At 53.6% G+C, this 12,151-nt stretch carries 12 protein-coding genes; 8 read left to right on the forward strand and 4 right to left on the reverse strand.

Translation table 11 applies throughout. The features are described from left to right. Positions 1 to 24: 24 nt before the first annotated feature. Together frr and pyrH are read right to left on the reverse strand one after the other, a co-directional pair. Entirely contained in the window at positions 25 to 591 is a 567-nt protein-coding gene (gene frr, locus QBD29_RS11280) for a ribosome recycling factor (RefSeq protein ID WP_280098193.1), read from the reverse strand. 49 nt (positions 592 to 640) lie between these two features. Further along, positions 641 to 1,375 carry a UMP kinase gene (gene pyrH / locus QBD29_RS11285; protein ID WP_280098194.1) on the reverse strand — a complete coding sequence of 245 codons (735 nt, stop codon included), beginning with the start codon at positions 1,373 to 1,375 and terminating at the stop codon, positions 641 to 643. Between the two features lie 96 nt (positions 1,376 to 1,471). Between pyrH and miaA the strand changes: the two genes are divergently transcribed. The 8 genes from miaA to QBD29_RS11325 all read left to right on the forward strand — a co-directional run bounded on the left by miaA (position 1,472) and on the right by QBD29_RS11325 (position 10,524). After that, positions 1,472 to 2,395 (forward strand): tRNA (adenosine(37)-N6)-dimethylallyltransferase MiaA, encoded by a 924-nt coding sequence (miaA, locus tag QBD29_RS11290; protein ID WP_280098195.1) that lies wholly within the window; start codon positions 1,472 to 1,474, stop codon positions 2,393 to 2,395. Positions 2,396 to 2,471: 76 nt separating this feature from the next. After that, positions 2,472 to 3,290: an AraC family transcriptional regulator gene (locus QBD29_RS11295; protein ID WP_280098196.1), complete on the forward strand. Its 819-nt coding sequence runs from the start codon at positions 2,472 to 2,474 to the stop codon at positions 3,288 to 3,290. 305 nt (positions 3,291 to 3,595) lie between these two features. After that, positions 3,596 to 5,239 carry an ABC transporter substrate-binding protein gene (locus QBD29_RS11300; RefSeq protein ID WP_280098197.1) on the forward strand — a complete coding sequence of 548 codons (1,644 nt, stop codon included), beginning with the start codon at positions 3,596 to 3,598 and terminating at the stop codon, positions 5,237 to 5,239. 146 nt (positions 5,240 to 5,385) lie between these two features. Continuing rightward, entirely contained in the window at positions 5,386 to 6,432 is a 1,047-nt protein-coding gene (locus tag QBD29_RS11305; RefSeq protein ID WP_280098198.1) for an ABC transporter permease, read from the forward strand. A 12-nt stretch (positions 6,433 to 6,444) separates the two neighbouring features. Next, positions 6,445 to 7,647 (forward strand): ABC transporter permease, encoded by a 1,203-nt coding sequence (locus tag QBD29_RS11310; protein WP_280098199.1) that lies wholly within the window; start codon positions 6,445 to 6,447, stop codon positions 7,645 to 7,647. A 104-nt stretch (positions 7,648 to 7,751) separates the two neighbouring features. Next, positions 7,752 to 9,842, forward strand: a complete 2,091-nt coding sequence (locus QBD29_RS11315) for an ABC transporter ATP-binding protein (protein ID WP_280098200.1) — start codon at positions 7,752 to 7,754, stop codon at positions 9,840 to 9,842. 71 nt (positions 9,843 to 9,913) lie between these two features. Next, a complete protein-coding gene (locus QBD29_RS11320; RefSeq protein WP_280098201.1) occupies positions 9,914 to 10,192 on the forward strand; it encodes an I78 family peptidase inhibitor in 279 nt (92 codons plus the stop codon). Continuing rightward, positions 10,189 to 10,524 (forward strand): antibiotic biosynthesis monooxygenase, encoded by a 336-nt coding sequence (locus tag QBD29_RS11325; protein WP_280098202.1) that lies wholly within the window; start codon positions 10,189 to 10,191, stop codon positions 10,522 to 10,524. The genes QBD29_RS11320 and QBD29_RS11325 overlap by 4 nt, the downstream gene beginning before the upstream one ends. 3 nt (positions 10,525 to 10,527) lie before the next feature. Here QBD29_RS11325 and QBD29_RS11330 read toward each other — a convergent pair whose 3' ends face one another. Both QBD29_RS11330 and QBD29_RS11335 read right to left on the reverse strand, forming a co-directional pair. Next, positions 10,528 to 11,727, reverse strand: coding sequence for a sodium:proton antiporter (locus tag QBD29_RS11330; RefSeq protein ID WP_280098203.1), 1,200 nt, complete (start codon positions 11,725 to 11,727; stop codon positions 10,528 to 10,530). Next, the gene (locus tag QBD29_RS11335) at positions 11,724 to 12,080 is read right to left on the reverse strand and encodes a hypothetical protein (protein WP_280098204.1); all 357 of its coding nucleotides are present in this window, start codon (positions 12,078 to 12,080) and stop codon (positions 11,724 to 11,726) included. The genes QBD29_RS11330 and QBD29_RS11335 overlap by 4 nt, the downstream gene beginning before the upstream one ends. Positions 12,081 to 12,151 lie beyond the last annotated feature (71 nt).

Genomic DNA, 12,151 nt, shown 5'->3' on the forward strand with positions numbered 1-12,151 from the left:
ATCTGCTGTGTCAGTTTGCCTGACTTATACTTGCATGATTTCTTCTTGTTTCGCCTCTAACGCGCTGTCGATGTTCGCAATGGCGGCATCTGTCATAGATTGGATTTCATCAGACCAGATTTTCTGATCATCTTCGCCCATTCCCGCGTTTTTGCCCTTTTTCACTTGGTCCATACCATCTTTGCGCACGTTGCGTACAGCCACACGCGCGTTTTCCGCGTAGCCCCCTGCCACTTTGGCGAGTTCCTGCCGACGTTCTTCGTTCAGCTCTGGAATGGGTAGACGAATGGTCATGCCATCCCCAACAGGGTTAATACCAAGACCCGAATTGCGGATCGCTTTCTCAACGGCACCAATCAACCCTTTGTCCCATACTGTTACGGTAATCATCCGAGGCTCTGGCACATTTACCGTACCACACTGGTTCAGCGGCATTTGACTGTCATAAGCTTCGACCATAACCGTATCCAAAATGGACGCCGACGCACGGCCCGTGCGCAATGACGAGAAATCAGTTTTCAAAGACCCAAGTGCCCCATCCATGCGGCGCTGCAAATCATCCAGATCAATTTCGACTTCGTCAGACATCATATACTCCTTCGGGGCCGTGGTTTCGCCCTCTGTTTTTGTTAGATAGGTTTTACCCTACCTTAGTGTAAGTCCCCTCACCGCGCAAAATCCCAGCAAAGCCACCAGGCTCATCCAGCGAAAACACGACAATCGGTTTATTGTTGTCACGGGCCAGCGCAATCGCACTTGCATCCATAACTTTCAAATTCTTCTGCAACACTTCATCATATGAAACAGTGTCATAGCGCACAGCATCTGCATGTTGTTTTGGATCTTTGTCGTAAATCCCATCCACCTGCGTGCCCTTAAAGATCGCCTCGCAAGACATCTCATTGGCGCGTAAGGTGGCCGCAGTATCCGTGGTAAAGTATGGATTGCCTGTGCCAGCCGCAAAAATACACACCCGTTTCTTTTCCAAATGGCGCACCGCGCGACGACGGATGTAAGGCTCGCACACCTGATCCATCGGAATGGCCGAAATCACCCGCGTATGAATACCAAGGCTTTCCAGCGAACCTTGCATCGCCAGCGCGTTCATTACCGTGGCAAGCATCCCCATGTAATCCGCAGTGGTACGCTCCATCCCTTGCGCACTGCCTTGCAACCCGCGAAAAATGTTGCCGCCGCCGATAACCAGACAAATCTCAACGCCAAGATCGTGAACGGATTTAATCTCTTTGGCGATGCGCTCAACGGTGGGGGGATGCAATCCAAACCCCTGATCGCCCATCAGCGCCTCGCCGGAAATCTTCAACATGACCCTGTTAAAGGTCGGATTCAAACCGTCTTGGCCGTCTGTAGACATGCGCGATTCCTTAAATTTATTGCTTCGCGGCAAATTGTCGGAAAACCCGTTCCGTTTCAATGGCAAACTGCGGGCTCTTGCCCTATGAACACACAAATGAACGATAGACCTGCACCAATTTTGATCGCTGGCCCAACGGCTTCGGGCAAATCCGCGCTGGCCTTGCGGTTGGCCGCCATGTTTGACGGCTGCATCATCAATGCCGATGCGCTTCAAGTCTATGACTGTTGGTCTGTTCTGTCCGCTTGCCCAGATGCGCAAGAGCAGGCTCAAGCCCCCCATCACCTTTATGCGCATATTGGCAAGCACACCCCCTATTCCGTTGGGCACTGGCTGCGCGATGTCGAAGAAACGCTAACCCAAACGACCAAGCGCCCGATTATCATCGGTGGCACGGGGCTTTATTTCGCGGCCCTGACAAAAGGTTTGGTGGAAATACCCGAAATTCCAGCCCAACTGCGCGCCGACGGAAATGCCCTTCGCTTGTCAAAGGGGAAAGACGGCTTCATTGCAGATTTGCAATCCAGCGATCCTGCGACATTGGCGCAAATCGACCAAAACAATCCCGCCCGCTTGCAACGGGCTTGGGAAGTGGTCCATGCCACTGGCAAGGGGCTGTCTGCGTGGCAGGCTGAAACTCCGCCGCCCCTGATTGCCCCAGACACGGCAGCAAAAATCACGCTCACTTCAGATCGTGACTGGCTCGCCGAACGGATCGACCGCCGCTTTGATCTCATGATGGAGGCAGGCGCTTTGGACGAGGTACGCGCCTATATTTCAGACGGGTGGGACCCGACCCTTCCCTCAGCACAGGCCATCGGCGCCCGCGAGTTGGTGTCACATCTCAACGGTGACCTTGATCTTGATACGGCAATCGAACAGGCAAAAACCCAAACCCGTCAGTATGCCAAACGCCAACGCACATGGTTTCGGTCTAAAATGGCAAATTGGCATCACATTGACCCCGCCCAAGCGCTACCCGAACGTGAACTCCATAAAATTGTCGCAACCCCTTCTTGAAAACGTCACGAAATTGATCTCTAGTGACTTCTCACAGAATTCACTGCTTGCCGCTTACTCTGCCAAGGACGCCTCGATGGACGACACCAACCCGCCGCTGATCCCAGATTCCGAGCAACGCGTTTACGTGGGTTCACTTGCGGGAACGCTACGCTCCAGCCATCCCGAGCTGCGGCTCGACAGCTGTAACGGCTTAAACAAATTCTTCTGGATATCCAAAGGCAACGGGCGCTGCATGATCAACGGCATCACGCGATCCTTTGGTCCAAACACGGTTATCTTCATCCCCCACGATGTACCACACCAATTGGAATTGTCGTCAAACGTGTTTGGCGTTGTGGTCACAATGGACCCCGAAATTGCCGTTGCCCTGCCGTCGCAAAATGTTTTCCTGCCGATCCTAAATCTCATGGATCAAAAACAGGTGGCCAATCGATTTGACCGCGTGTTTGCTGAATTCAATTCAACAGGCATCGGGCGCAATCTGTCCGTGGAATACCTTGTGGGGCTGTTGGCGGTAAATGTGGCCCGCATGGCGCAAAAGCATTTCAAAGAAACCAAATCCAACGCGGCCGAACGCCTGATGGAGAGTTTCGTCAATATTTTGGAAAAAGAATACCGCACGGGCCGCACACTGGCGGAATACGCACAAGAGTTAGGCGTGACCCCTACTCATCTGACGCGTGTATGCCAGCAAGTGAACGGCAAATCAGCCTCGCGCCTGATCCAAGAACGTGTTCTGGCAGAGGCCCGCATGATGCTGTCCAACACCGATCACAAGATCCTCGAAATCAGCAATCATCTTGGCTTTTCATCCGCAGCGTATTTCACGCGGTTGTTTTCTGCCAAACAGGGCCAAACCCCAAAAGAGTTCCGCCAATCCGCACAGAAATAACGTTCAAGCGCAAAATGCGGCCAAAACACCTTTGCTTATTTCTTGACTACACTTGAACTCAATTCACCTTAAAATTTCCCCAAACCCAACCACCTGTCGCAAACACGACAGGATATGTCGCTAATATTCAGCATTTTCCGCAAGTTACCGCGCGTTATGGGTAGGCACGTAAAAACGAGCCATCACCGGCTCACATTAGAAAAAGTGCCAGATCACATTCACTGCACTGCGCAGTGGCAGGGGTTGCAAGCTAAACCTCGCTATGTTCATCTGTTTCAAGATTTTGGTCTATCAGGGAGAAAAATATGACCACGACACCTATCAACACGCATCCAGTGGCAGAAATGTACGCCAAAGAGCACGCAGCAGGCGAACTGTCCCGCCGCGAGTTTCTGGCCCGTACAACTGCTTTGGGTCTGACATCTACAGCTGCGTACGCCCTTATCGGCGCGCAAAAAGTGGAAGCAGCGGCACACGCCAAAAAAGGCGGCACAATCCGCATGCAAATGGAAGTCCGTGCGCTGAAAGATCCACGCACATACGACTGGACACAAATCGCGACATACACAGCAGGTTGGCTGGAGTACCTCGTAGAGTACAATTCCGACGGTTCTTTTGAGCCAATGTTGCTTGAGTCATGGGAAGCAAACGCAGACGCGACAGAGTACACTCTGAACGTGCGCAAAGGCGTTAAGTGGAACAACGGCGACGATTTCACAGCCGAAGACGTTGCACGCAACATCGCTGGCTGGTGTGAAAAAGACGTTGAAGGTAACTCAATGGCGGGCCGTATGTCCTCCTTGATTGATCCTGAAACAAACAAAGCTCTGGACGGCGCAATCACTGTTGTGGACAGCCACACTGTTAAACTATCCCTGCCAAACCCAGACATCACAATCATTCCTGGCATGGCGGACTACCCTGCTGCGATCGTTCACTCTTCTCATAACCCAGAAGACATGCTCGGCACCGCAGTTGGTACAGGCTACATGGTTCCAGACGGGTTGGAAGTTGGCGTTAAAGGCGCGATCAAACGGAACGAAGGTTTCGAATGGTGGGGTTACGCCGCTGGCAAAGGTGGTTACATCGACCGCATCGAATTCATCGACTACGGCACAGACGCCGCTGCATTCGTAGCTGCTTTTGACGCCGATGAAATCGACATGAACTGGGAATCCACAGGCGAATTCATCGACGTGATGACAGGTCTCGGCCTGACACAGTCCGATGTTGTGTCTGGTGCCACAGTTGTTGTGCGTCCAAACCAAAACAGCGATCTGTACAAAGACAAGCGCGTTCGTCAGGCCATCGCAATGGCTGTAGACAATGCTGTTGTTCTGGAACTTGGCGTAAACGGTCAGGGTATCCCTGCGGACAACTGCCACGTTGGCCCAGTTCACCCAGAGCATGACGCCTCTGTCACTCGCATCCCGCACGATCCAGCCAAAGCTAAGGCTTTGATGGAAGAAGCAGGCATGCTCGACACAGAGCTGGAATTGCACTCCATTGACGATGACTGGCGCAAAGCAACGACAGACTCTGTTGCGGCGCAAATGCGTGCGGCTGGCATGAACGTAAAACGTACTGTTCTGCCAGGTTCCACATTCTGGAACGACTGGGCGAAATACCCATTCTCCTCCACAAACTGGAACCACCGTCCTTTGGGCACACAGGTTCTGGCGCTGGCTTATAAATCTGGTGAAGCATGGAACGAATCTGGTTTTGCAAACGAAGAGTTTGACACTCTTCTGGCAGAAGCAAACTCCATCGCGGATGCTGGCAAGCGTAAAGCGGTTATGAGCAAGCTTCAGGCCATCATGATTGAGGAAGGCGTTACGATCCAGCCATACTGGCGCACGATCACACGTCACCACAAAGAAGACATGGTTGGCGTGGATATGCACATCGCTTACCTGCCACAAATCTACAAGTGGGCTTGGAAAGCCTAAGCCACATGTTGAAAAATTGGGCCGCACCTGCTGGTGCGGCCCTTTTTGTCTAAATACCACTAGGCATTTGCCGCTGCTGGCAAACTCGCTGCACAACGAACGGATCAGCCTAAAATAGGTCCGTCACAAAAAACAACGGGAACCCAATGGGACTATTTCTTCTTCGCCGACTGGGCGTGATGCTGCTCACAGCATTATGTCTTACGTTTGTCGTCTTCTTTTTGACGAACCTGTATCCAAACCTCGAAAAGCTTGCCAAAACCCAAGGCAACTTCCGCATGTCGGATGAACAAGTATCCACTTGGCTTGGCAACCGTGGTTATACACGGCCAGTGCTGACCAAATACGGCGAATGGCTCGGCGTGTTACCAGGATACGTCATCGAAGGTACGGATGGCGAAGTTCGCGGTCGGTGCGCCACTCAAGGCATGGCCATTGCAGACGCCCCCCGCTTTTGTGGCGTACTGCAAGGCAAATGGGGCTATTCCACGCGTGCTAAAGAAGATGCTGGGCTTATCATGTGGCGAGGCCTGTCGCTGACAGGGTTCTTGATGATGTGGGCCTTGCTTCTCACTGTGCCTGCTGCGCTTGTAATCGGTGTTCTGGCGGGGATGCGTGAAGGGTCCAAAATGGACCGCAGCCTCTCTACATTTTCCATCGTGACATCAGCCACGCCAGAATACGTTTCAGGCGTTATCCTAATCGCGATTTTCGCCTCCTCTGCTGTGGGGTTGAAATGGGCCAAAGGCTCGGCGGCCTCTGCCATGGGCGGGGCCACATTTGAAAACTTCACCCTGCCTGTTCTGACCATTGCGCTCTTCTCTATTGGCTATATTGCCCGAATGACGCGCGCCTCCATGACCGAGGTGATGACTGCGCAATATATTCGAACGGCGCGTCTAAAGGGCGTATCCTTTGGCAACATCGTGATGAAACACGCATTGCGCAACGCACTGATTGCCCCCTTCACGGTGATCATCCTGCAAATCCCTTACCTGCTCACAGGCGTGGTCATTACCGAAACCTTGTTCAACTACAAAGGCTTCGGCTGGCTGCTGGTGCAATCCGCAGGCAATAACGACATTGATGTGCTTCTGGGCGTGTCTGTCATCTCCGTTGTGATCGTTCTGTTGACACAGCTGATATCCGATATCGGCTACGTCTACCTGAACCCTCGCATCCGCATTTCTTAAGGGGACAGACACATGGAACCGTTAACAACTCTCGAAATTCTGGGCCGCATCTTTATGCAGTTCATTCCTGTCTGGATCACGATGGTCTTGGTCTTTGGCCTGTCCATCACGTTCAAACGCAACCTTGGGCTCTATGGACGTATCTTTGATTCGACCGTTGGCATGATCGGCTTTGCGTTGGTCACATTCTGGGTGTTCACCGCGATCTATGCGGGCGTGTTTGACCTCATCGCAACCCACGACCCGCTAGCGCAAGTTTCAGGAATGAAGAACAAAGTTCCGGGCACACCGCTGCGCGCACCAGAAGAAGGGCAATATGCCTATTACCTTTTGGGCGGCGATACCTTGGCCCGAGATGTGTTCAGCCAAGCCATCTACGGCTCGGCCGTCGTGCTTGCCATCGCTCCATTGGCCACATTGTTTGGCTATGTGGTTGGCATCACCCTTGGCTTGCCCGCGGGCTACTATGGGGGTCGCTTGGATACCGTCTTGTCCTTCTTGGCCAACCTGATCCTCGCCTTCCCTGTGATCCTGTTGTTCTACCTTCTGGTGACACCTGAAATCGTGGCCACGGGTATCCCAGCTTACATGGCGGCGGTGTTCTTTATCTTCCCACTGGTGTTCCTCACCGTGTTGTTGAACTCGCGCTACCACGTTCTGCCGCATGTCCGCACGCCGCTCATTGCGGCTGTGCTTGTCATCGGTGGCTTGCTCTACTTCTCGATTATTTCAGAAAGTGGACGCGGCACATTGGTTGATTTCTGGCCAAGCTGGCTTGATCTCTTCAACATCCCAGGCGGTGTTCTGGTGGTGTTCGTGTCCGTGGTCTTTGTGAACTCACCCACCATCTTCCGCATCATGCGCGGCCTGACGATGGACGTGAAATCGCGCGACTATGTCTCGGCGGCGCAAACACGCGGTGAAACCGCATGGTACATTATGCTGTGGGAAATCCTGCCCAACGTGCGCGGCCCACTGATCGTGGATTTCTGTCTGCGCATTGGCTACGCCACCATCCTTCTTGGGACATTGGGCTTCTTCGGCCTTGGCCTTCCACCAGAAAGCCCAGATTGGGGCACGACGATTAACACAGGACGTAAACTCCTGTCCGTCTACCTCCACCCAGCCCTGACACCAGCCCTGTCGCTGTTGTCACTGGTGCTTGGCTTGAACCTGCTGGCCGATGGCCTGCGTGAAGAATCCCTGAAAGACTGATGTGGCGGCGCGCGCCACATCACCCCAGACTTGATCTGGGGTCTCGTTGAACAAAGCGATCCCGGGTCAAGCCCGGGACGGTATCACAACAAGGAGATACCAAAATGGAAAAAATGGACTATGATGGCCCAATCCTCGAAATCGACAACCTTTCGATTTCATTCTTCACCCGCGCGGGCGAAATCCCTGCCGTAATGGATTTTTCCACCACAGTTATGCCCGGCGAAGCAGTCGGGCTGGTGGGTGAATCTGGCTGTGGTAAATCCACCGTTGCGCTTGGCGTGATGATGGATTTGGGCGTGAACGGCAAAATTGTCGGCGGCTCGATCAAATTTAAAGGCCGCGATTTATCGACGTTCAGCCCCGAAGAACTGCGCGATCTGCGCGGCTCTGAAATTGCCATGATCTATCAGGAACCCATGGCTTCGCTGAACCCCGCCATGAAAATCGGCAAACAGTTGATGGAAGTGCCGATGATCCACGAAGGCGCCAGCAAAGAGGACGCGTATAACCTCGCACTTGAAGTGGTGACAGACGTGAAAATGCCTGACCCGAAGCGGATTTTGGACAGCTATCCGCACCAACTTTCGGGCGGTCAGCAGCAACGGATCGTTATCGCGATGGCGCTGATGTCTAAACCATCTCTGCTGATCCTTGATGAGCCCACAACCGCGCTCGATGTGACGGTTGAAGCAGGTATCGTCGATCTGGTGAAAGGGCTGGGCGAAAAATACGGCACATCAATGCTGTTCATCTCGCACAACCTTGGCCTCGTGCTCGACACCTGTGACCGTCTGTGCGTGATGTATTCAGGCGAAGCGGTTGAAACTGGCTCCATCGCCGATGTGTTCGACAAAATGCAGCACCCTTACACACAGGCGCTGTTCCGCTCGATCCCATTGCCAGGGGCAGACAAAAACGACAGCCCATTGGTGGCCATTCCGGGGAACTTCCCTCTGCCGCATGAACGCCCACCTGGCTGTAACTTTGGCCCTCGCTGCGACTATTTCGAAGAAGGTCGCTGTAACAGTGGCGTCATCCCGATGGTCAACCTTGCCGATGCAGATCGTGATCGCCACGAAAGCCGGTGCCTGCGGATCGACGAAATCGATTGGGACGCCAAAATCACGGGGGGTGACAACACCGAAAAAACCAAACCCGGTGATGTGGTGCTCAAGGTGGACACGCTCAAGAAATACTACGAAGTGGCGGCAAACGCGCTCTTTGGCGGGGGCGATGTACGCGTGGTGAAAGCCAACGAAACCATCTCTTTTGAAGCACGCGAATCCGAAACCCTCGCCATTGTGGGGGAATCGGGCTGTGGTAAATCCACTCTTGCGAAGGTTCTGATGGGGCTTGAAACCGCCACCGATGGTAACGTGTCGCTCAACAATCAATCGATAGAAGCTGTGCCGATCCAAGAAAGGGAAACCAAAACCGTTTCGTCGATCCAGATGGTGTTCCAGAACCCATTTGACACGCTCAACCCGTCCATGACCGTGGGCAGCCAGATCATTCGCGCTCTTGAGATTTTCAAAATCGGCGATGACGCGGCCGCACGCCACCAACGCATGTTGGAACTGTTGGACCTTGTTAAACTGCCGCGCGCCTTTGCCAATCGGATGCCGCGACAATTGTCAGGTGGGCAAAAACAACGTGTGGGGATCGCCCGTGCCTTTGCGGGCAACGCCCAAGTTGTTGTGGCGGATGAACCCGTTTCGGCCCTAGATGTGTCCGTTCAGGCGGCGGTGACTGATCTTTTGATGGAAATTCAGCGTGAAAACAAAACCACGCTTCTGTTCATCAGCCACGATCTGTCCATTGTACGCTACCTGTCAGACCGCGTGATGGTGATGTATCTGGGCCATGTGGTGGAAATGGGAACAACAGAAGAGGTCTTCTCGCCCCCCTACCACCCCTACACCGAGGCGTTGCTCTCTGCCGTTCCCATCGCGGACACGTCGGTGGAAAAGAAGCGCATCGTTCTGGATGGCGACATCCCTTCGGCCATGAATCCACCCACAGGCTGCCCGTTCCAAACGCGGTGCAAGCACAAACACAATGTGCCCAATAACCTGTGCGAAACAGAGGTCCCGCCAATGCGAGATCTGGCAGGGAGCCAACAGATCAAATGCCACTTGGCTCAAGAGTGGCTCGATCAGATGGAACCTGTCATCAAAATCGCCGCTGAATAAATACCAAGGGCCGCTGACATCAGCGGCCCTTGTCACTTGTAACCTTTCCCGCGCCTGCCTAGGTTTGTGGCATGAAACATATTCTTCTAACTCTGGCAGCTTTGTCGATAACCGCCTGCCAAGCCGATGAACTGGATACCAAAGTGGCCGATACAAAAACCGATTGTGGCGCGGCACAACTGCAAAATCTTGTTGGTCAGGATCAGTCCACGCTCGAGGGCATGTCCTTTGATGCCCAAAATGTGCGCATCATCACCCCTGGCACTATGATAACGATGGATCACCTTGAAACGCGTCTGAACATTGCCATCGGCGAAGACGGCAAAATCACACGGGTTTACTGCGGATGAGCCGATTTGCCCCCCTGCCCGAACCACCCTATTACGCGGTGATCTTCACTGCCCAACTCAGTGATAACACCACGGGTTATGGCCCAATGTCCGAAAAGATGGTTTCTTTGGCAGCTGAACAAGATGGCTACATCGGCATCGAAACCACCCGCGATACCGAAGGGCTTGGTATCACCGTCAGCTATTGGGCGGATGAGGCCGCGCTGATGAATTGGAAGCAAGTGTCCGAACACCTCTATGCCCAGAACATGGGCAAGCAAAAATGGTACGAACATTACACGTTGCGCGTGGCCAAGGTTGAACGCGCCTATGACGGCCCAGAAGGGCGCTAGGGCTTAATCTTTTCGTCCGAAATACTTTGCCAATGGCGCAGCGCTCATCCCGTGCAGGATGATCGACACAAACACTGTCATCACCACACAGGCCTGTAATTCCGCCTCAAACGGGATGTCATATTCATCAATCACGATCAGCGCGAATAACACCGATGCCAATCCGCGCGGCCCAAACCAGCCCAGAAAGAGCCGTTCTGCGAACGTCGTATTCGTTCCGATCAAGGACAAAACGATGGGCAGCATCCGCACCAACGTCAGGAACAGCGCCGCGATCAGCAACGGAATAACACTGAAATGTGCAAGTCCCGCTGGCAGCAGTACCGCCCCAAAAATCAAGAACGCCATAATGGTCACCAATTGCCCTTGGCTTTCCATAAACTCGCGAATGAAATGCAAATCGTGTTTGTACACATTGCCAAAGGTCATGCCTGCCACAAAGGCCGCAATAAACCCGTTCCCTCCGATCACATTTGCCCCCAGATAGGCCGCAAAGGCGCTGGCAAGGAACACAATCGCTTCGCTGCTATCATTGGCCCAATTCGCGCCCTGTGCACGGTTCATCAGCCACGCAATGCCACCGCCAACTACAATTCCCGCCACAGGCCCCAAAACAACCTGTAAAACCGCGTCATTCAGCAGATCACCTGCCCCCGCTCCACGGGCCGCCATCCCCGCCGCCGTTGCCCCGAACAGCACAAAAGGCAACGCCAAACCATCGTTCAGCCCGCTTTCCACATTGATCGTTTGCGTTAGCTTACGCGGCACATCTTTTGATCCCACAACACTCGCGCCCAGCGCCGCATCCGTCGGTGTCAAAATCGCCGCCGTTAACAACGCAACGGCCCAACTGCCACCAGGGGTAATGAAATACACCGCCAATGTGCCCAGAATAATCGTTAACGGCATGCCAATGACCAACATACGCAGCGGCAACCCGTATCCTTTGCTTAAATCGCGAAACCGCACATGGCTCGCATCTGCAAACAGCACGATAATCAGCGTAACTTCGGCCACAAACCGCGCCACTTCGTTCAGCGCGTGTTCATCGGCCAACATTCCAACGGGATAGGTAACGCCGTACCCAACAGCTGTGAAAATCATCGGCAGCGTGATCAGCGTTCGGCTTAACCGTGCCGCGCCCAAGGCCCAAAGCACGATGCTGGCCACAACCCCCAGCAGGACCAGTTCAACCGAAATCATTCGCGCACAGGCACGTATTGCCCAACCGCAATGTCCGTGCCTTCTGCGCCACCAACAAAGCGTACCTTTGTACCATCACCGCTGACATACAAATCATAGCAATCCCATCCTGCATTGGGTGGCCATTCCGAACAGTATTGCCCCCCTTGGGGCCGCCAATTGCCCCAACTGGGTCGACCCGCGTCATATAAGGTACGCCCTGACAGGTAAAAAACCTGTTTGGCCGTGGTGTAACGCAAAGCCTTATCATCCAACGCTTCGAGCACCTGTTGCTCCGTTTCGAGCTTAACCCAAGCATCCTCCGCCATCACAGGCCCAGCCAGTATCGTCAAAAACACCATCAAAACCCGCATGCGACACCTCTTACCTTGTAGCTTTTCACCCTTCAGTCTAAACCCCGCGTCATACGCCGTATACAAACATT

This window comes from Amylibacter sp. IMCC11727 (assembly GCF_029854195.1).
GTDB lineage: Bacteria > Pseudomonadota > Alphaproteobacteria > Rhodobacterales > Rhodobacteraceae > Amylibacter.